The following is a 20,516-nucleotide window of genomic DNA, read 5'->3' on the forward strand; positions in this document are numbered from 1 at the left end:
ATCATTGAATTTAATGATGCTTTTTTATTGCATCAGAGAAAATGATAAAGGAAAACCACATCGCCAGTATAAGCAGGTTTTATATGGTCTTTAATGAGCAGCTTAGCTTCAACAACCGCTTTTACAGTTCCCTTGAGATTGATTACTGATTTTACCGTTGCCTGCAGTTTTACCTCACTGTTTACCGGCACAGCATCTCCGAATTTAAGGTTCTCAATTCCGTAATTGATTTCCATTTTTACATTTCGGACATCAGCAATCTGTTTCCAGAGATAAGGAATCAGTGATAATGTCAGATAACCATGAGCAATGGTTGATTTAAAAGGGCCTTCTTTTTCTGCCCTTTCTTTATCTGTATGAATCCACTGATCATCTAAAGTAGCATCTGCAAATCTGTTGATCTGATCCTGATCTATCACATGCCAGGCAGAATCTCCAATCATCTGCCCTTCAAGAGCCTTGTAATCATCAAAATTATTGATAACAATCATATTATTTCCTGGACCTTTTTAAGGGATTAAAATATTTACTGTATTTATAAATTAACGCGGTAACAATTGTATATCAAGTCTGCATATTTTATTTTTCAGACCTCAATCTTCTTGAATCCCTGAAAAACCTCTCACATAAAGTAAGAGGCTTATGAACATAATGAAAATAAAAAATAATCTACTTACATCAATGTCTTTTCAAACAATATATCCAGATACTAAAGTGTATGGATGTTGAATTGTAAAAAAATATAAAAATATGAGACTTGACATGTCAAAGGATGTTAATATAACATCTATGCAATTAAGATTTTAATTATGCTAACTTAACGTTAACAGCATTTAAACCTTTATCACTTTTTTGTACATCAAAAACGACTTTATCATTTTCCTGGATCGCTCTTGTGTTTAATCCTGAAGAATGTACAAATATATCTTTACTTCCATCTGCTGGAGTAATAAAACCGAAGCCTTTTGCTTCATTGAAAAATTTTACGGTGCCTTCTTGCATTGTAATTATTATTAAAAATTGTATATGATAGTCTGTAAACGTTACAGATTCTATTTATAAAAATGAAATAGCGGTTCTTCTATTTCGGCTCTTCTTCTGATCCTGTACCCATAGATTTCAGCGGTACGCTAAGTTCTATGGCTGCTGGACCAGTTTGCTGGTTACATGTTGGGTACGTGTAAAAAGCAGTGATCTTATATTTTTTTTATGCTGCGTATCAGTCAGCATATCTTTTTTCTTTTCTTTAAAACCTACCGGCTGCTTATCGATCTTCGCTGCAAAAGAAGCAGGATTCACAATAACTTCCACGGGATTGTTCAGGATTGTTCCGGCAAAATGCCTTACACTTCCAGGCATTGTTGTAGAAAAAAACAGGTTTTGTCTTTTCTGGGGAAGCAATTTTACTACTTTTTTTATCTCATTAATGAAACCCATCTCAAGCATTTTATCTGCTTTATCTAAAACAAATATCTCAATTTTAGAAAGATCAATATGTCTCTGATTTTCCAGGTCGAGCAGCCTTCCAGGTGTTGCCACAAGAATATCCACTCTTTTTCTCAGTGCTGCAAGCTGGCTTCCAACAGGAATGCCTTCATACACAGAAAACTGAGACAATGGTAAGTATTTACTGTAAATTCCAATATTTTCTTCCAGCTGTCTGGCTAATTCCGGTGTGGGTGTAAGTATTAAAATCCGTATTTCTTTATGTTCCGTAGTATGTCTTTTCAACAGTTGCAGAATAGGCATAACAAATGCCGCTGTTTTTCCTGTACCCGACCCGGCACATCCTGCAACATCCCTTCCCGTTAAAATAAGTGGAATTGCGTTACACTGTATTTCAGTAGGTCTGGAATATCCGGCTTCTGTCACGGCACGGATAATGGGGTTGATTAGGTTTAAATTTTTAAAATTCATTATAAATTCCGGCTTTCCGGTATTTTGTAAACAAATCTGTTGATCAGAATTTGAATTGGTGTAAAATGGTAAGGATAAACAATAAAGAATGTTATTTCTCTGCTCATCTTTTTCCTGTTTTGGCTACAATAATATCCTTAATATATTTGGGATTATCCAGCCATGACGTATCGCTCCTCTACAATAGAACTTTATAATCTCTGATTCCTTCCAGGGAATGAAGACTATAAATTGGTAGCTGAAAAAGCAAAACTGAAAGAAAAAAATGTGATTTTAAACTATGACAGAATAGCAAAGGCAGTGACCTGTTTTATAAATGCTTTGCAAACCTACAATAAAAAAAGGCAAATACAATTTTATTTAAATGATTGATTATCAAAAAATTATTCTTACCTTCTACCAATTAATCAAATTATTTGCTGTCGCGGATGATTTTAAACTCCGAATCATGCAAGCTTCCAGTCCCATAGCCAAACCTTATCCCAAAACTCTGGAATCGTCTACAGGCCATCATGTAAGGATTGCTTATTTCATTATGGTACATCATAAACCTGAGGTATTTAAAGAGATGTTTCAGAAAATTTATACCAGGGATCAGTTTTATCTTATTCATATCGACCGAAAGGCCAAGCCCGAGTTCATTGAAGAAATACAGATCTACATCGTTCAATTTCCGAATGTCTATATTCTGGACAGCCTAAATATTGTGTCGGGAGGCTTCAATATGGTTCAGGCAGAGCTGAATGCTATGGAATTCCTCTTAAATGTAAGTAAAGAATGGGATTATTTTATCAATCTAAGCGGTGAAGATTATCCTCTGAAATCACAAAACATCATCAGACAATTCCTTTCCGTCAATAAAGACAGAAATTATCTTTTTTATTACGACCAAAAATTTTACAGACCGGATACCCTGAAAAGAATACAAAATTATTTTACAGAACTTACCCATGTGATCTCCTCTTTTATCCACAAAAGAGCATTCATGAATGATGTAATCCCTTTTATCGGCGGAAAATGGTTTATTTTCACAAGAGAAACCTGTGTATTTCTAACCAATAATACCAGTGTAATGGATTTTGAAGATTATTATCTTCATACTTTTTTACCGGCAGAATCATTCTTTCAGACTGTTCTTATGAATACGTCATTTAGTGATATCATCATCAATGATGATAAAAGAGCGGTACTTGAGAAATCAATTTTTCAAAATACACAGGATACATCCACTTATATTGAATCCTTACAATCCGGAAATCAACTTTTTATCAGAAAGGTAAACGGAAAAACTGATGAAAATATCAGGAAATACATTGAAGAAAGTTTCCATCTTCCCTTACCTTATGTGGATGAAATTGAAAGGGAATTGAAAAGGGATAAAGACCAAAACAACTGACTTTTCATCTGTATTCTGTCACGAGCCATCCCAATGAGTATTTAAATGATATCTTACTCAAAGCTTTTCGGTAAATCATTATATTTGAAAAAGCATCACAAACAAATCTGTTTTCTTCGGATATGGAAAAGAAGTTGGCATTGGAGCATTTAAAGCTTGCAACATTAGAGAGTCAGGGATTAACACAAAATACACCGTTCGGAACCGGAAAAGATGCGGTTCTTCATGCTTTGGAACATCTCGGATATATACAGATTGATACTTTGTCTATGGTGGAGCGTGCCCATCATCATACGCTATGGACCAGAATCCCGGACTTTCAGGCAGATTATCTTGAAGACCTTGTGGAGGAACGCAAGGTATTTGAATATTGGTTTCACGCTGCATCGTATCTTCCGATGAAGGATTTCCGGTATGTCTTACCTCAAATGCTGACGATCAAACGGGGAGAATTCCGCTATTACAATGCTGATCCAAAAGTAATGGAATTTGTCACAGACACCATCCGCAACGAAGGTCCTAAGCGGGCAAGAGATTTTGAAAACGAAAGCCATAAAGCAGGAACCTGGTGGAACTGGAAGCCTGCTAAACTCGCTCTTGAAAGACTTTTCATGCAGGGAGACCTGATGATCAGCGGACGTTCCGGCATGCAGAAAACTTATGATCTGGCCGAAAGGGTTCTCTCCGCTTCCATTAATACTACAGAACCTACTCCACTGGAGCTGGCGGAATATCTGGTAACAACCAATCTGCGCGCTTATGGATTTACTACTGTGAAGCAGATTACCCATCTCCGTAAAGGAAACGACCTGAAGAAAAATGTCAATGACGTATTACAGACCTTGCTGGAAGAGAACAGCATATCCAAGGTCAAGGTTGATGGAGGATCCACTGTTTTTGTACAAAATGATCTATTGGAAAAAACATTTACACTCACAGAATCCAGTGTACGGCTGCTGTCTCCGTTTGATAATTCTATTATTCACCGTGACCGGATCAAGCAGATTTTTGATTTTGATTTCCGGTTGGAATGTTATACCCCGAAAGAAAAAAGACAGTATGGCTATTTCTGTCTGCCGATTTTGTTTGGAGATCAGTTTATAGGAAGAGTGGATTGTAAAGCCCACAGAAAGGAAAAAAAGTTTGAGCTTATCCATTTGCATATTGAAAACCATACTATAGCTCCTGAAGTATGGCTGGCACCTTTTGTAGAAACCGTAAAACGTTTTGCAATCTTTAATGGCTGTGAATCGCTGGTGCTGACCAAGGTAAGTCCGTCAAAACTAGGTGCTGTGGTCAAAAAGGAATTATCCAAAAAGTAACTTTTAATGATCAATTAAAAGACAAATCGCATTATTAAGTCAATAATGCGATTTTATTTTTTCAGGAAAGCCCGGTTAGTTTAACTTCTGATTTGTTTTTTGTACAAAATCATTCCATTGCTGGGTCAGATAGGCTAATGATTTCTTTTTCTCATTTTCATTCAGAGAAGAATAATTAATGGAATTGAAAACCAGTTTTTTCAATGCTTTTACATCCAGTTCCCAATATACCAGTGCTACCCAGAAATCGTAGCTAAGCCCTGTATATCCATATACGGAAGGATCATCACTGCTGATGGAACACTGTATCCCATTGCTTAATAATACTCTGGCCGGGTGGTTTCTAAGGTCACTTACATACCCCAGAACCTGATTGCTGATGGGGCTTACCTCAACCAGTTTATTCTGTTTTCTGATCTGCTCCATGGTTTTGGGGAAGTAGATCAGATTCAATCCGTGTCCAATTCTTTTGTTGTTTAATAAAGCCACATCCAGAACATTTTTATTGAGAGCGGAATTACTTTCTCCGGCGTGCAGGAAAAGAGGCATTTCTACGCCATACTTTTTGTTAAGCGCATTCAGCTTTGCCCAGCTTTTCCCAAAAAAATTGATATTATGTCCTGCAGCTTCATCTGCAACAAGGTCAAAACCCGAGATCATATCCGGAAATTCTTTCTTCATCTGAAAAGCTGTTTCCAGCTGCTTTCCGATACTTTCATTATCCAGGAATTTAAAGCTTGAATAGATCAGCTTCAGGGTAAACTGCGGATTTGTCTTATGTATTTCTTTAAGAATGTCCTGCAGATCTGTGATGGAAGTATTCAAAGGATATTTCCCGTGCTGAAAATCGTAAAGCTCATCAAAAATATATCTGATTTCTACATGCTGTACTTTATCTTTGATCAAATCCTGAAAGCCTTTCAAATAATATTCTTTAAAGAAAGGACGATAAGGAAGCAGTAGATTGATACGCTTGAAACGTTTTTCAAATTCAATCCAATAATCTGTGTAAGAACATAAATTATTGCGTTTCAGCGTAAGAAGATCTTGCAGTTCTTTTTCAAAACCCGGGTTTGAGCTTAGTTTTTTATCAAGACTGACAAATCCGTTGGGCACTTTTCCTTTTTCAAAAAAAGCCAGCTGTCCGAAAATGAACTGATCATTATCTTTCTGATCGTACACATAGCATTCCTGGTATTTTCTGGCAGCTGAAATGATCCATTCCACCTCCGTGATCCCTCCGCTGTGGGTGTGCAATAAACCTCCTTTCGGCATGGTCTGCAGTATTTCATACAGCTTACTGCCTTCTATTAATGGTCTTACTTCATAGAAAGAGCTGTTGTATAAAGATATTTTTTTGGATTCTGTATCACTCAGAAACTGCTTACGGGCTTGGAAGATCTTTTTATCCAAGGCAGTTTCAGCATCAGACAGTTTTATATCAGCATCAAATGCCATGTCCTGATTTTCCTTCTCTGCCGATTTCCAGTTCTGCTGGTAAGGAGATATTTCAGTCCCTTTATTTTGTCCCCAAAATAAAGGTGCTCCCAAAAGTGCTATATAGGTAAGGTATTTTTTCATCATAATATTGGCGTGGTTTTTTACAATCGTTATGCTTTACCGCTCCGGATAAAGAATTGTGCAGATAAATAATTATCAAAAATATAATTAATTTTCCTGTAAAAAAACACCAATTCCATTAAGAATGATGAGAAATATCAATTTTTTAAATTTCAGAAACAGTTTTTCTAAGTCTATTCTAAATGCAATTCACTGAGTTACAAAAACAATCTCATGAAAGAGGTTATGTTCTTTGTAAAACAACCTTATATTAAACATGTATTTTAAAGTCCCTAATTCCATTTATTGTAATAAAAGTTGATTTAAAACTATAAAATATTAAAAGTTACTAACATATATCAACAACTATTATAAAACTGATTTTTAAATTTCCTATATTTGCTAGTGTAGATACAAATGTGGATGTATTCCACAGGCGGTAACGCTGAGACTGTAAGCAGAACAACTCAGGTGGCTGCCTGAGTTGTTCGGTAATTGGTTTAATTCAAAAATCCGATTCAATGAAGACTTTTGAAAAAAATGGAAAAACTTATAAAAAAGTTTTTACCAGATCAATTAAAAAGAATGGTAAAACTATTTACCATCCAAAAGGAGGTTTATTTGTTTTCTATGTAGAAATTAAATAATTTCCTTTTTAATGATACTCCTTGTTGACGCAGGGAGTATTTTTATTTTTATATAAATTGATATATCAAATTGATATAGCAATTTGCAACGTTGCATATTGCAAATATATAACAAAATGTTTTACATGAAACAAAATGTTATAACATTTTGTATATACATTTTGTTTGTGCAGTGTAAATACAAAATAAAAAAGATTTTCCTAGTTTTCAAATGTCAACAATTAATATCAGGCTGAATTTTTAAAACTGAAAGTTGTTTAATTATTTTGGTACATCATTATATATCATTATCTTAATTTATTTTATCAAATTCCGGATAGGGAAATCCTTTTCCTGTTTCACAAAGAGATTTCAGGCTTCTGAAGAATAAAGCCCAGTCAAAACTGCAGGAGGCAAATTCTGAATTGTATGATTTCCAGCCATCATGGTGGAATAATAAAATGCATCCTTTTTTATGCGGCTCCAGCTCAAAAGTAAGTGTAGTACCTACCCAGTCCTCAAATCCCTTGATACAGCGCCATTTTACCAGACTATAAGGCTTCAGATCCATTACTTCCATATTCTTAAAATAATCAGGACCAAAACCAAATCTCAGGATACTGCCAACCTCTGCTTTTGCCTCTGTATCCGGGGTCCACCATCCGGCTAATCCTTCCCGGGTAGTGATCGCTTCATATACTTTTTCTACTGGGACAGTAATGAGTAATTTGTGATAAATACTTTTTGTATCTGTATGTTCTTCCTTATGATCAGGTACCACAAAATCTTCTTTGGGAGTTGCCTTACCCTGCCCTGTGGTGATAAGGGATTTCAGGCTGTCCTGAATATAATGCGTCCAGGCGTCATGGCAGACTTCGTAACATTCACCTTCAGGAACCAGCCCCTGATGAGTAAATGTCAGCTCTGTTTTTCCCTCTTTTTCATGAATATCAAATACAATATGGGTATCCACCCATTCTGTTTTATCTTCAATGAAATTAAAATCATTATCCAGAACATGCCACACCACTCTGGTATTGGGCTGCATTTCTGTAATTTTTATCCTGCACCGGTGGACGTTACGATAATGATAGGCAAATTCGCTGTTCAGCACAGAGGTAGACCCTTCAATATTTTCAGACCACCAGCCCCGCACATTGTTAACGGCATCAAATACCTGCTGTGGTGAAGCATCAATGGTAATACTTGTTGTAAAATCCTGTGATTTCATAATTTTATATTTGTTTTTAGTGTTCATTTTTATTTTCTACTATCCTTTCGGATTGTATTATTGTATTTACTTATTCAAAGGTAAGAACATAGAAAGACCTGTAAGGGGTGTAAAATAGACATTATAAGAGGTTGATCCGGACATCTTATTTTGTTATATTTGTATGACACAGATGAGGTTACAGCCGGCACAATTTATTCACCTTTACATTTTGCGATATGAAACATTTAACCATATTAGTTCCCGATGCACAGACAGCTCCCAATACATTATCCTGCATTATAGGGACCTATCATATTTTTACGGAAGCCAACAGGTATTACAGCCACAATAATAAAGATATGGTTTTCACCATCGAACTGGCAGGAGTTTCTGAGCATTCTGATTTTGTAAATGGCTTGCTCACCGTAATCCCACAAAAAAATATTGCAGCCATCCGGAAAACCGATCTGATTGTCATCCCTGCCATTGCCCCTAACTTCACAAAAATAGAAGATCAAAACACCGCACTTGTCGATTGGATATCAGACCAGTATAAAAATGGAGCGGATGTAGCCAGCATGTGTACAGGAGCTTATATATTGGCTTCTACAGGGCTTCTGGATTCAAAAAGCTGTTCTATCCACTGGAATACGGTGGCCAATTTCAAAAAGCTGTTTCCGAAAGTGAATGTAAGGGCAGAAAAAATCATTACGGATGAGCATGGGATCTATACGAACGGCGGAGGCTACTCTTTCTTAAACCTTCTTCTTTATCTGGTTGAAAAATATTATGACAGGCAAACGGCTATTTACTGTTCCAAAATATTTCAAATTGATATCGACAGGGAAACACAATCGGATTTCATCATCTTTAACGGACAGAAATCGCATGGTGATGAAATGATTATTCAAGCCCAGGAATATATTGAAAAGAATTTCTCTGAGAAAATATCCATGGAAGAGCTATCCAAAAAATTGACGGTCGGCAGGCGAAGTTTTGACCGCAGGTTTATAAAAGCAACCGGCAATACGCCTCTTGAATATCAACAAAGGGTAAAGATAGAATCTGCCAAAAAAGAGCTGGAAGTTTCCCGGAAAACCATCAATGAAGTGATGTATGAAACGGGATATTCTGATGTGAAAGCCTTTCGGGAAATATTCCGCAGAATTACGGGCTTATCTCCTATCGAATACCGGAATAAATACAATAAAACAGGTATTACAGCCAAACAGCATCATTGATCATAATAATGCTGTATGAATCTTTTTTATGTCCTACTGAAAAGAAGCTCTGAACTCCAGCGGAGAAAGCCGGGTTTTATTTTTAAACAGTTTTGTAAAGGACTGCGGATGCTCAAAGCCCAGTTCATAAGCAATCTCACTTACTGAAAGTTCTGTCGTAGAGAGCTTTTCTTTTGCCTTTTCAATCAGCTTGTCATGGATAAACTGCTGGGTACTTTGTCCGGTAAGAGTGGTTAACAGCCGGCTAAGGTAATTGGGTGAAATTCCAAGTTCTTTGGCTGTAAACTGAACGGTAGGTAATCCTTTTGATACCAGATCATTATCATTAAAATAATCCGTCAGTAAAGATTCTAAACGGTTCAGGATGCTATGATTGGTTATTTTTCTGGTAATGAACTGCCTTTCATAAAATCTTTCGGAATAACTGAGCAGTGTTTCAATATGGGAGATGATAATATTCTGGCTGAATTTATCAATCACCGCATGATATTCCTGTTCAATATGTTCTATAATTCCATTGATCGTAAGTTCTTCTTTTTTGGAAAGAAACAAAGCTTCATTCACAGAATAGTCGAAAAAATCATATTGTTTTACGGTTTTTGCCAGTGAAGTGTTCCACAGAAAATCAGGGTGAATCAACAGCATCCAGCCGGATTGCTTCTCCTTCAGACCGGAATCTGTTTCAATTCTGAAAACCTGATTCGGGGAAATAAAAAACAGAGTTCCTTCATCAAAATCATATTCCTGCTGACCATATTTCAGCTTTCCATTCATTCCTGTTTTCAAAGAAATCTGGTAAAAATCCAGCATCCAGTTAACTTCTCCGATATCAGCAGGCCGTTGAACATCTTTGTAATCAATCACACTGATGAGCGGATGCTCGGGAGGAGGTAATCCTCTTGAACGGTGAAATTCTGTAATGGTTTTTATTCTTTTGGTAACCCTTCTTTCCATATCTATAAAATTACAAATTGTTTTACCACGAAAACATTGACTTTCACAGATGTTGTGGTTATTATTGTGAAAATCTTTGTTTTTTTAAACTTATGTGTACTTATTTTGCGTAATGACATCCTCTAAAGTTTACTTAAGTGTTTAAAGCTTTTGTGATTTTTGTGGTTTATTTTACCGCAGATTTCACAAATGTTCACAGATGTTTGCGTTTAATGTTCTACACTTAAGAAAAAAATCAAAGATTTTTAAAAGCTAATGTGTTCTTCTTCTGCGTAATAATATCCTCTAAAGCTTACTTAAGTGTTTAAAGCTTTTGTGACTTTTGTGGTTTATTTTACCGCAGATTTCACAGATGTTCACAGATGTTTGCGTTTAATGTTGTACACTTATAAAAAATCAAAGATTTTTAAAAAACTTATGTGAACTTACTCTGCGTAAGAATATCTTCTTAAGAGTGTTTAAAGCTTTTGTGACTTTTGTGGTTTATTTTAACCGCAGATTTCACAGATTTTCACAGATGTTTGCGTTTAATGTTGTACACTTATAAAAATCTTTGATTTTTAAAAAACTTATGTGAACTTACTCTGCGTAAGAATATCTTCTTAAGAGTGTTAAATCTTTTGTGACTTTTATGGTTCAATATTTCACACTTCCTCATTGTGGTAAGCAACAGCAAATTCCTTCGCAAAATCTGCCAGTTTTACTTTCCCCAGGACAGGCTGATGCTGATAGTAATCTTCATACAGAATTCCGCTTTCCTGACTTGCCTGCGTTTCTACAAAACCTTTGGCTACCTGCTCATTGAAACCGATGTGAAGCCAGTTTTCCAATAATTCCTGATCTGAAATCACTTCCCATTCCAGATCTGCTTTACCGATTGATTCTCCCAGAGCTTTTGCAATTTCATTAGGAGAAACCTCATCACTGGCTACATAGCGTACTTCTCTGCCCATAAAAGGGTTATCCATTTCTTCAGCTACAGCATCTGCAATATCCAATGGAGAAACCCAAGGCTCTTTCTGATCACCTCCCCAATTGGAAATAATAGCCCCTTTGTTTTTTATCGTAGGGATGAACGAAAACATATTGAAATAAATACCAACAGGACGAATGAATTTAATCGCAACATCATCCGGCAATTGTTTCAGAATCTGTTCTACATAATGATGAAAGACAATAATCCCAGTCCCTTTATCTGTATGGGCACCAATGCTGCTGAGATGGATAATTTTCTTCACTCCCGACCGTTCCACAGCAGTTTTGTAATGATGACCAATTTCACTGATCTTTCCGATAAAATCAATGCTTTTATCAAACATGTCTCCCGCTGCTTCCATTGTTTCCATCAAATACACAATGTCTGCACTTCTAAATGTTTCGGTGAGAAAGTCTGCATCAAACATATTGCCTATAGCGGCTTTTGCACCCAATGCTTCTATAGCAGCTATTCTTTCTTCATTACTGCTGATCACTGTTACCGAATGTCCTTTTTGTACGAGTTCTTTTGTAAGTGGTTTTCCGATGTTCCCGATGGAACCTGTTAAAACAATATTCATTTCTTTAATTTTTTGTTGGTGTAAAATTCCGAAATGCATGTAAAGAAGATTTCACCGGATCTATCTTCTCCTTAGCCAAAACTAATCCTGTACAAAAATTTTCCCGTCAATCTTCCGGATCAGGTAGAGCATGTGTTATAAAATACATAAAAAGTCTACAAAAACAATAGACTTAATGTATTAACTTTAATTCATAGCTCAAAATATTATTTTTTTATCATTTTTTAACATTTCGAACAATTAATTAAATCATTAAATATCAAATAGATATTATGTATTTTCTTATTAGTCTACTAATTTAGTAGGTTAATATGATTTATCTCATACGCACCTTTTACCGGTGTTCAGCAATTATTAAATAATTTTGACCCAGTTAAAAAAAACATAAACTTTATTCTCATGAATAAGAACTACTTTGATTCTTACTTATGCACCACTATGCCGACAGCTCCTGCACAATATATGTGTTGTGGAATGTCTGTTTTTTCACGGCACAACAGTATTTCTCAAGATATGTGCTTTGATATGATGTGCACAATGATGATGTCATAACTTTCCAAAAGATACATTCATTACTGTAGGAATTAAAGCCAAAAAATTCAAGGCTTCTTTCATCCGGGTACATCTCCTGTAAATTTTAATCTTTTCGTTATTGAAATCCTCCCTGAAAAAGGAGGCGGAAAGCTACATTTTATAACAGAAGATCAGCAGTAATACACAGTTCAGTTTTAAACCTAGATTAATATAATGAAAAAGAAACAATGTAAACTTGGTGTATTAGCTTTACTCCTATTCGCGGAATATGGCTATGCCCAAACTAAAGACAGCCTTTCCAAAGAAACTTCGATAAAGGAAGTGGTGGTGGTAGCCTTCGGGAAGCAGAAAAAAGAGGAAATTACAGGATCTGTACAGTCGTTGAAGGCAAAAGACCTGTCTAATCTTCAGAATGGAAATATTCTTCAGGGAATCGGAGGAAAAGTAGCCGGTGTACAGGTGATCTCTTCCGGCCAGCCGGGTTCTCAGCCAACCATCAGAATGAGAGGAATAGGTTCTATCAATGCTTCCAGTGATCCACTGATTGTACTGGATGGTATTCCGTACAGCGGAAACCTGAACAGTATTGCCGCATCGGATATTGAAAGTATTTCTTTTCTTGAAGATGCTTCTTCCAATGCTCTATATGGTTCCAGAGGGGCCAATGGAGTGATTATTGTGAATACAAAAAGAGGAAAGAGTAAAGGAGTAAGTATTGAAGCCGATGTAAGAACCGGTGTGAATTTCAGATCTATCGAGGATTATTCGGTTTATACTTCCCCACAGGATTATTATACAGCTTATTATAACAGAGCCAGAATTGGTGAAATTGCAAGACTGAAACAACCCGGAGCCGTTCCCTCAGGACCTTCTCCACATGATGTGGGGCTTGCAGCGTTGACGAAACTGGGATATGATGCTTATAGCGTTCCTTTTAACCAATTGATTTCAAAGGATGGATCTTTCAATCCTGATGCGAAACTGCTGTATCAGGACAACTGGAAAAAACTGCTTTTCAGACCGGCCCTGAGAAGAGAAGCCACAGTGGGAATCAATGCCAATGGGGATCAGGTAAAATCTTATACTTCCCTTAATTATCTGGATGATAAAGGGTATTTAATATCTTCCGGTTTTGAAAGATTCGGAATCAGGTCGAATGTGGATTATTCCATCACATCAAAGCTGAAGTTGACCAGTGCTTTATCTTATACCTACAGCAAGCAGGATTTTGGGGAGACAGGAGGCTTTTCCAACCCTTTCCAGTTTGCCAGAAATATTGCTCCATTCTATCCTGTTTTCCTCAGGGACAACAATTACCAGAGGCTGTATGACAGCAATGGAAATGCTCTATATGACTATGGAGACGGACAGGGACCCAACGGAGCCACAAGATCTTATGCCGTTTTTGAAAACCCAGTAGGCAACCTTCAGAAAGATAAATCTCAGATCGTAAGTAATATCACCAATCTTAACCTTGGTTTAAATTATGAAATTATCAAAGGACTGGATTTCACCTATAACTTCGGTGCTTATCTTGAAAATACAAGAAATCTTCAGTTCGGAAATACGGAAGGTGGAACTTCATCTTCTGTAGGGGGAACTATTTCGCAGGGTTCTAATTTTAAATATACCCTGAACCATCAGCAATTGCTTACTTATCAGAAAAAACTGGGAAATCACAGTTTTAATCTTCTTGTAGGACATGAGCTGAATAAAATAAAAGATGATGGTTTTTCAGGATCAAAACAGCAGCTTTTATTACCCGACTCCCAGTCTTTTGACAATGCTGTGAAAATTACAGATTTATCAGGAAGCGGCTATGAATATGCTGTAGAAGGATATTTCACAAGGTTACTATATAATTATGACGGGAAGTATTTCTTCAATGCCAATATCCGTAGGGATGGTTCTTCTGTCTTTTCTCCGGAAAGCAGATGGGGAAATTTCTATGGATTGGGACTGGCCTGGAATATTGCTAAGGAAGATTTCCTTAAGGACAACAGTGTGATCAATTCTTTAAAATTAAAAGCTTCTTATGGCCAGCAGGGAAATGATAACATTCTTTTAGGAGGTTCCAACAGAGATTATTATGCTTACCAGGATATCTACGGAATTAATAATTTCGGGGATGACAAACCGGTTCTTTCACTTAAAAAACAAGGAAATAAGGACTTAAAATGGGAAACTTCCAAAAACCTGAATGCCGGTTTTGAACTCTCATTTTTGAAAAACAGAATAACCCTGAATGCTGATTATTTTGAAAGGAAAGTATCGGATATGATCTATACGCTGCCTCTTCCTCCGTCCAATGCAGGCTCTTATGTGAAATATGGAAATATCGGGGATATGACCAACAGAGGAGTTCAGGCTAATCTAAGCGTGGATATTCTCCGTGGTGATGAATTCCAGTGGAGCTTTTATGCCAATGCCACTCATTATAAGAATAAGATTACAAAATTACCGGCTGAGCAAAGGAATACGGGTCTGGTTTCCGGGTTGTTTATCCTTACAGAAGGTGGAGACCGCTATACGTATTTCCTGAAAGAGTTTGCCGGAGTAAATCCTGAAAACGGGGATGCTTTATGGTATCGCACTGTCATCAATCCTGTCACTCAGAAAGAGGAAAGAACCGTCACCAACAGTTATAAGGATGCTACGGATTATAACACCGGCAAATCAGCGATTCCCAAGGTGTATGGTGGATTCGGAACAGATTTTAGCTATAAGAGATTCAATCTGGCAGTGAATTTTGCGTACCAGTTCGGAGGATATGGATATGATGATATTTACAGAAGTTTATTCCATTCTGACAGCTATGGGTCTAACTATTCAACGGATCTGGATAAAACATGGACTCCTGAAAATACAACTGCTGAATTACCAAGAGTGGATCTTAATGCTACCAACCAGAACGGAAATTCAACACTTTATCTGATTAAATCGGATTATATCAGTCTTCAGGATGTAACGCTCTCCTATCAGCTTCCTGATGGTTTTGCACAGCAGGCAGGCTTATCAGGTCTGAAAATCTATGTTACAGGTAACAATCTGTATCTGTGGTCTAAGAGAAAAGGATATGATCCAAGAGCTTCCCTGACAGGAGTTTCTGATGCCTACCGATATTCTCTGCTGTCAAGTGTCTCTTTAGGTTTCAAACTTAATTTTTAAAAGAACAGGAATGAAAAAAATAAAATACTTTATAACAGCTGTAACGATTAGTCTTATTACGAACAGCTGTGCCAGTGATCTTAATACACTACCGGAAGGTGATATTTCCGGTGAACAGCTGAATAACGACTCTTCCAGTCCGGAAAAAATCCTTGGAGGAATCTATCTTGATCTTCGGAGCAATGGTGCCGGCGGTACTACCGTTCACTCAGATTTTGGAATCATGGGAATCAAAGCAGGTGCTGATCTGATGTCAAATGATGTCATTCAGTCTACGAACCAGCATTTGGGAATGTTTTACAATTATGAAGCTACCAATGCCAGCAATATTGCTTCTGAGATTGTATGGACCACTTTTTATGCAAGAATATTTGTGATCAATAAGCTTCTTGATGATCTGGATAAAAATGCAAATGCAAAAAACAGGGCGATTGCAGGACAGTTATTAGCTTTAAGAGCGTACTCTTATTTTTATTTAGTCCGTTTTTATGCCAATGATTATAACGGCCATCAGTCTGAACCGGGACTTCCATTGGTCCTTACCGCAAAAAATCCAAGCCAGGGACTTCCAAGATCAACTGTTGCTGAGGTGTATGGACAAATCAAAAATGACATTGAGGAATCTATTATACTTTTAGATACTTATGCCCGTCCGTCCAGAGCACAGATCGATAGAAGAACCGCCAAGGCAATTGCCGCCGAAGTATTTCTGGAGACGGGAGATTACATCAAAGCTGCCCAATATGCTGAAGAAAGTAAACAGGGTGTTGGTCTTATGACAGAAGATGATTATACCACCACCGGATTTTCCAATATCAATAATCCTGAGGTGATATGGGGTTTTCATAATACGATTTCTACTATGAGTATCGGAAATTATTATGCTTCATTCTTCTCGATGTTTGATAATACCAACGAAGGATATGCCGGAGCAGCGCAGATCCGAAAACTGATAGACAAACGTCTTTACGAAGCAATTCCGGAAACTGATTACCGTAAAAAAGTGTTCAATGGCAGCCAGGCTTCGGCTTATACTTTTAACGGTAAAACGAAAAATTATCCGCCTTATGTAAGCTGGAAGTTTAAAGATCCTAGTCTTTTTGAAGGAGATTATATTTATATCAGAGCTTCCTCTCTGTATTATATTCAGGCTGAAGCCCTTGCCAGACAGGGAAGAGAAGCAGAAGCCAGACAGGTATTGTTCCAAATTACCTCAAAAAGGGATCAGGCTTATACACTCTCCACAAAGTCAGGCAATGAGCTGATCAATGAAATAGTCCTGCAAAAAAGGATTGAACTTTGGGGTGAGGGCTATGCATGGTTTGATATGAAAAGATTAAACACCCCTTTGGAAAGAGTATACACAGGAACGAATCATACTTTTGGAAGATTCAACCTTACACCGGATAAATTCAGATTCCAGATTCCCAATAAAGAGATTAATAATAACCCACAAATCAAACAGAATGAATAGATAAACCTAAAACAATTTTACATTCAAATATATTCAGTGACGAGGCATCATTTACTTGTAAATGGTGCCTTTTTATTGATAATTGTTATATGTTTTAAAGGCAATGTTTTTATTATTAAAATAATCATTAAAGAAGGCAAAGCAAAGCGACAAAGTCGCTGATGAAGCTAATGATAATACATACGCTTAGAAAGAATCAATGCAATTGATTTCCTCTTTGCCTCCTTGTAAAACCATTATAGCAGAATTAAACTTTGCGTCAAATTTTCTATCTATCTATCTATCTATCTATCTATCTATCTATCTATCTATCTATCTATCTATCTATCTATCTATCTATCTATCTATCTATCTATCTATTTTACAATAATATCAGACTTGTAATTGTCTTTCACCAGTTCCCCATTTTTATACAACCGCTGGTTGATGACCTTTCCTTTTTCATTGAAATAAAGCCACAGTGCATTTTTTCTTCCCAAAGAATCCAGACGACCCATTTCTTTCGGCATTTTATTATCGTGAAGAATCTGAACCGGATACAAACCTTTCAGCTCTTTTAAAGAATCCATTTTTTCAGGAATCAGTTCTGCTTCATTTCCTATTTTGAAAGTATACTTTTTTCCTTTATCACTTTTTAAAATAAGTTCATCTCCGGATATCTCATATTTCCCTTCCGAAAATGGAGCTGTTGAAATCTGGTCATAGCTTATAAGTTCCGTTTTTAAAAATTCAAAGGTTCCGTTTTTTATATACAATGAATATTCTCCGCCACCAGACTCCAGCTCAACATATTTCGGATATTCCTTATCTTTTTTACAGGAAATAATAGTGAAAAGAATGATGAGAAGGCTAATAGCTTTTATTTTCATAGAAGCCAAATTATTAAATATTTGAAATAAAAGCAAAAGAGTAAATACATATATTTGGAAACATTTTAATGTCATATCCATTTCTTACTTTTTCAATACAAAAAAACATAATGACCACGACAAAAGTATTCTTCACAGCTCTATTTTCAGCAGTATTGTCTGCTACTGTAACAGCTCAGAAAATAGACATTTATACGCAAAAAATAGACAGCATTATAACAGCATCCAGTCCGATCGTTTTCAACGGGGTCGTATTGATTGCTCAGAAAGGAAAAATTCAATATCTGAAATCCAATGGCTACAAAGATTTTGAAAAGAAAATCCCTTTGAAAACAGACGACCAGTTTGAAATCATGTCCAATTCAAAGCAGGTTACCGCTGTTTTGATTTTACAGGCTGCAGAACAGGGAAAACTTAATATTCATACCTCTATCAAAAAGTATCTGCCCACTCTTACTCAAAGCTGGGCAGATAGCGTTACCATCCATCATCTTCTGAATCATACTCATGGTATTACAGATATCAATAAGCCAGCAGCTTTCAAAGCCGGTTCCCAGTTCAAATATGGTAATCTATCTTATATGCTCCTGGGAGAAATCCTTAAAAATACCACGGGAAAAAATTTCACAGAACTTGCCTCTTCTCTTTTCAAAAAACTGAAAATGAATAAAACTTTGGTATATAATACTAAGAGCAATCAGGCTCTTGTTCCCGGCTACATGAACGAAGACAATCAGTTTGAAAAAGTAAAAGAATCATTCCTGAATGATAATATAGCTCCTGCTGCAGGCATTATTTCTACTGTACAGGATCTTGCCAAATGGGATGAAGCATTATTTAAAGGAAAACTTCTCTCTCCGGAGTTTCAAAAGCAGATGCTGACCCCTTCCACAAGTTCACAGCACAATGTTTTTGGAAAAGAAAGTATGGGATTTGGATATAATGTGAGATTTATCAAGGAATCAGGCCTTGATTATTTTGCAGTGACAGGTCTTGGTGATGGATTCACATGCCTGAATGTTTATTTTCCTTCTACGGATACTGCTTTGGTCATTTTAGAAAATCAGATGCCGGAAAAAAGTGAATACTGGAGTTTTAAAGAGGCTTCGATAAAGAATGCAGTGTTGAAAGCGATGACATCCAAATAATTGTAAGTACTTTACAAATATTCATAATCTTCGAGACATAAATTCTTAAACGCAAAGTTTTATTAATTTAAACAGAGCCATTAAAGAGAGTAAAGAAATAGCGACAAAGTCGCATTGAAGCTGCGTGATTATCGTTAGCTTAATAAGAATCAATAAAATTGATTCCAGCTTTGCTCCCTTACATATTCAGATTGAAAAGATAAAACTTTGCGTTAAAAAAGAATTCTTCTACTAATTTAGAATACTAAGCAATTTTTTTCAAAACTCTGGATTTAATGGCCGAGAAAGGTTTCTCAATAACAAAACGGTAAAACAAGCCCCCAAAAATACAAGACAGCAGACAAATAAAAATAGTGATATTGTCCGAGGTTTCAAATTTAAAATACTCCAGGAATTCCTGCACCATATGGATAATCCCTTTGTGTGAAAGATAGACAGCATATGACAGAGCAGCCAGCTGAGCAGTAATATACGACTTTGAACGATAGAGGAAAGACGATTGGGAAATAGCAGCCATCAGAATAATTCCATAGCTTACCGCTACCAATGTAAAACCAAATACAGAAGCCGTTTTTGAAGCCTGTTCATTACCTATCCAAAATGAAACTCCAAGCAGTACTATTCCAAGAAAGAAAAACTTATTTCCATTACCCGCGACTATTCTTCTGAACATTGAAGAATACTGCATGAGATATCCGATCAAGACACCCATTCCCAGGCCATCTAATCTTGTATGAGTTGGATAATATATTTTCATATACCATAATTTCCAGAAATCTGTGGAAGAAGGATCTGCAGCTGCAATAAATTCATTCCACGCCATAAGCCTTGCGGCCATAGAAAATCCAATGACGGCAATCATCAGAACAGCCATATATCTGAACAGTTTTGTCGGCATTAAGATCAAAAGCAACAAAGGTAGAATGAGATAAAATTGTTCCTCGATACACAATGACCATGCGTGTGAGAATGTTCCACGGTTGATGACATCAAGCTCGTAATTTTGAGTGAAGGTAACAAACTTCCATAAAGAGGATAAAACTTCTCTTTCCCTGAAAAAAGGAATTGTAAAATAAAGAAAAAGGGTAAAAAAGTAAGCCGGAATAATCCTGAAAAACCGTTTTACATAAAATGTTTTCAGACTGATACTTCCTTTGTCTTCTATTTCTTTGAACAACTGGCCCGAGATCAGAAAACCACTTAAAACAAAGAAAAGATCTACCCCTGTCCATCCAAATCTCCCGATACTGTCGATCCAGCCGGGATGTTTAAAGGCCCTATAATGATATAGTAACACGAGTAAAATAGCCACTGCTCTCAGATGATCTAATCCGTAAAGCCTTTCAGAACGTTCCGTCATTATTTTTTTATACAAATATTGACCAATTTCAACCTGCTTTCTTACACAAGATTCGGACAACAGGCTATTCACTGCCAATAGCAGAATAAGCAGTTTATAGTATAAATGATGTTATCTGATATTATTTTAAAGTCTTTTGCATACATTTCTCTGACGTAGCTTAAGTTTTTATATTTTT

The 20,516-nt window shown here is 36.5% G+C and carries 16 protein-coding genes; 7 read left to right on the plus strand and 9 right to left on the minus strand.

The window, feature by feature from the left end; genetic code table 11:
* Positions 1–32 precede the first annotated feature (32 nt).
* The 3 genes from FN817_RS12935 to FN817_RS12945 form a co-directional block, all read right to left on the minus strand.
* The gene (locus tag FN817_RS12935; RefSeq protein WP_142718306.1) at positions 33–491 is read right to left on the minus strand and encodes a MaoC family dehydratase; all 459 of its coding nucleotides are present in this window, start codon (positions 489–491) and stop codon (positions 33–35) included.
* A gap of 316 nt (positions 492–807) precedes the next feature.
* The gene (locus FN817_RS12940; RefSeq protein WP_047421482.1) at positions 808–1,002 is read right to left on the minus strand and encodes a cold-shock protein; all 195 of its coding nucleotides are present in this window, start codon (positions 1,000–1,002) and stop codon (positions 808–810) included.
* 135 nt (positions 1,003–1,137) lie between these two features.
* Positions 1,138–1,917, minus strand: a complete 780-nt coding sequence (locus FN817_RS12945) for a DEAD/DEAH box helicase (protein WP_167498860.1) — start codon at positions 1,915–1,917, stop codon at positions 1,138–1,140.
* A gap of 448 nt (positions 1,918–2,365) precedes the next feature.
* Here FN817_RS12945 and FN817_RS12950 point away from each other — a divergent pair, with 448 nt between their 5' ends.
* Both FN817_RS12950 and FN817_RS12955 read left to right on the plus strand, forming a co-directional pair.
* A complete protein-coding gene (locus FN817_RS12950) occupies positions 2,366–3,313 on the plus strand; it encodes a beta-1,6-N-acetylglucosaminyltransferase (protein WP_142718308.1) in 948 nt (315 codons plus the stop codon).
* A 122-nt stretch (positions 3,314–3,435) separates the two neighbouring features.
* A complete protein-coding gene (locus tag FN817_RS12955) occupies positions 3,436–4,635 on the plus strand; it encodes a winged helix-turn-helix domain-containing protein (protein ID WP_142718309.1) in 1,200 nt (399 codons plus the stop codon).
* A 75-nt stretch (positions 4,636–4,710) separates the two neighbouring features.
* Here the strand turns inward: FN817_RS12955 and FN817_RS12960 are convergent, their stop codons facing one another.
* Positions 4,711–6,219, minus strand: coding sequence for an amidohydrolase family protein (locus FN817_RS12960; RefSeq protein WP_142718310.1), 1,509 nt, complete (start codon positions 6,217–6,219; stop codon positions 4,711–4,713).
* Between the two features lie 497 nt (positions 6,220–6,716).
* On the opposite strand from FN817_RS12960, the gene FN817_RS23475 reads away from it, so the two are divergent.
* On the plus strand, positions 6,717–6,842 hold the full coding sequence (locus tag FN817_RS23475) for a hypothetical protein (protein ID WP_262712108.1): 126 nt from the start codon (positions 6,717–6,719) through the stop codon (positions 6,840–6,842).
* A gap of 292 nt (positions 6,843–7,134) precedes the next feature.
* On the opposite strand, the gene FN817_RS12965 is transcribed toward FN817_RS23475, so the two are convergent.
* Complete coding sequence (locus FN817_RS12965) at positions 7,135–8,079, minus strand: SRPBCC family protein (RefSeq protein ID WP_228451550.1); 945 nt, start codon at positions 8,077–8,079, stop codon at positions 7,135–7,137.
* Between the two features lie 191 nt (positions 8,080–8,270).
* On the opposite strand from FN817_RS12965, the gene FN817_RS12970 reads away from it, so the two are divergent.
* A complete protein-coding gene (locus tag FN817_RS12970) occupies positions 8,271–9,275 on the plus strand; it encodes a GlxA family transcriptional regulator (RefSeq protein WP_142718312.1) in 1,005 nt (334 codons plus the stop codon).
* 33 nt (positions 9,276–9,308) lie between these two features.
* Here FN817_RS12970 and FN817_RS12975 read toward each other — a convergent pair whose 3' ends face one another.
* Both FN817_RS12975 and FN817_RS12980 read right to left on the minus strand, forming a co-directional pair.
* Positions 9,309–10,229, minus strand: a complete 921-nt coding sequence (locus FN817_RS12975) for an AraC family transcriptional regulator (protein WP_142718313.1) — start codon at positions 10,227–10,229, stop codon at positions 9,309–9,311.
* A 644-nt stretch (positions 10,230–10,873) separates the two neighbouring features.
* Positions 10,874–11,785, minus strand: a complete 912-nt coding sequence (locus tag FN817_RS12980; protein ID WP_142718314.1) for an SDR family oxidoreductase — start codon at positions 11,783–11,785, stop codon at positions 10,874–10,876.
* Positions 11,786–12,532: 747 nt separating this feature from the next.
* Here FN817_RS12980 and FN817_RS12985 point away from each other — a divergent pair.
* Together FN817_RS12985 and FN817_RS12990 are read left to right on the plus strand one after the other, a co-directional pair.
* A complete protein-coding gene (locus FN817_RS12985; RefSeq protein ID WP_142718315.1) occupies positions 12,533–15,487 on the plus strand; it encodes a SusC/RagA family TonB-linked outer membrane protein in 2,955 nt (984 codons plus the stop codon).
* Positions 15,488–15,497: 10 nt separating this feature from the next.
* Entirely contained in the window at positions 15,498–16,961 is a 1,464-nt protein-coding gene (locus FN817_RS12990; protein ID WP_142718316.1) for a RagB/SusD family nutrient uptake outer membrane protein, read from the plus strand.
* A 356-nt stretch (positions 16,962–17,317) separates the two neighbouring features.
* Here FN817_RS12990 and FN817_RS12995 read toward each other — a convergent pair whose 3' ends face one another.
* A complete protein-coding gene (locus FN817_RS12995) occupies positions 17,318–17,830 on the minus strand; it encodes a hypothetical protein (RefSeq protein WP_142718317.1) in 513 nt (170 codons plus the stop codon).
* A 110-nt stretch (positions 17,831–17,940) separates the two neighbouring features.
* Here FN817_RS12995 and FN817_RS13000 point away from each other — a divergent pair, with 110 nt between their 5' ends.
* Positions 17,941–18,978, plus strand: coding sequence for a serine hydrolase domain-containing protein (locus FN817_RS13000; RefSeq protein ID WP_142718318.1), 1,038 nt, complete (start codon positions 17,941–17,943; stop codon positions 18,976–18,978).
* Positions 18,979–19,222: 244 nt separating this feature from the next.
* Here the strand turns inward: FN817_RS13000 and FN817_RS13005 are convergent, their stop codons facing one another.
* Positions 19,223–20,338 (minus strand): acyltransferase family protein, encoded by a 1,116-nt coding sequence (locus FN817_RS13005; RefSeq protein ID WP_142718319.1) that lies wholly within the window; start codon positions 20,336–20,338, stop codon positions 19,223–19,225.
* Between the last annotated feature and the right edge of the window lie 178 nt (positions 20,339–20,516).

The organism is Chryseobacterium rhizoplanae, from assembly GCF_900182655.1.
GTDB lineage: Bacteria > Bacteroidota > Bacteroidia > Flavobacteriales > Weeksellaceae > Chryseobacterium > Chryseobacterium rhizoplanae.

Excerpts from the sequence above, each read along its gene's own strand:
- FN817_RS12935 (WP_142718306.1), bottom strand. The coding sequence starts at position 491 with ATGATTGTTATCAATAATTTTGATGATTACAAGGCTCTTGAAGGGCAG.
- FN817_RS12975 (WP_142718313.1), bottom strand. The coding sequence starts at position 10,229 with ATGGAAAGAAGGGTTACCAAAAGAATAAAAACCATTACAGAATTTCAC.
- FN817_RS12990 (WP_142718316.1), top strand. The coding sequence starts at position 15,498 with ATGAAAAAAATAAAATACTTTATAACAGCTGTAACGATTAGTCTTATT.
- FN817_RS12940 (WP_047421482.1), bottom strand. The coding sequence starts at position 1,002 with ATGCAAGAAGGCACCGTAAAATTTTTCAATGAAGCAAAAGGCTTCGGT.
- FN817_RS12965 (WP_228451550.1), bottom strand. The coding sequence starts at position 8,079 with ATGAACACTAAAAACAAATATAAAATTATGAAATCACAGGATTTTACA.
- FN817_RS12985 (WP_142718315.1), top strand. The coding sequence starts at position 12,533 with ATGAAAAAGAAACAATGTAAACTTGGTGTATTAGCTTTACTCCTATTC.
- FN817_RS12995 (WP_142718317.1), bottom strand. The coding sequence starts at position 17,830 with ATGAAAATAAAAGCTATTAGCCTTCTCATCATTCTTTTCACTATTATT.
- FN817_RS13000 (WP_142718318.1), top strand. The coding sequence starts at position 17,941 with ATGACCACGACAAAAGTATTCTTCACAGCTCTATTTTCAGCAGTATTG.
- FN817_RS12950 (WP_142718308.1), top strand. The coding sequence starts at position 2,366 with ATGCAAGCTTCCAGTCCCATAGCCAAACCTTATCCCAAAACTCTGGAA.
- FN817_RS12960 (WP_142718310.1), bottom strand. The coding sequence starts at position 6,219 with ATGATGAAAAAATACCTTACCTATATAGCACTTTTGGGAGCACCTTTA.
- FN817_RS12945 (WP_167498860.1), bottom strand. The coding sequence starts at position 1,917 with ATGAATTTTAAAAATTTAAACCTAATCAACCCCATTATCCGTGCCGTG.
- FN817_RS12980 (WP_142718314.1), bottom strand. The coding sequence starts at position 11,785 with ATGAATATTGTTTTAACAGGTTCCATCGGGAACATCGGAAAACCACTT.
- FN817_RS12970 (WP_142718312.1), top strand. The coding sequence starts at position 8,271 with ATGAAACATTTAACCATATTAGTTCCCGATGCACAGACAGCTCCCAAT.
- FN817_RS23475 (WP_262712108.1), top strand. The coding sequence starts at position 6,717 with ATGAAGACTTTTGAAAAAAATGGAAAAACTTATAAAAAAGTTTTTACC.
- FN817_RS12955 (WP_142718309.1), top strand. The coding sequence starts at position 3,436 with ATGGAAAAGAAGTTGGCATTGGAGCATTTAAAGCTTGCAACATTAGAG.
- FN817_RS13005 (WP_142718319.1), bottom strand. The coding sequence starts at position 20,338 with ATGACGGAACGTTCTGAAAGGCTTTACGGATTAGATCATCTGAGAGCA.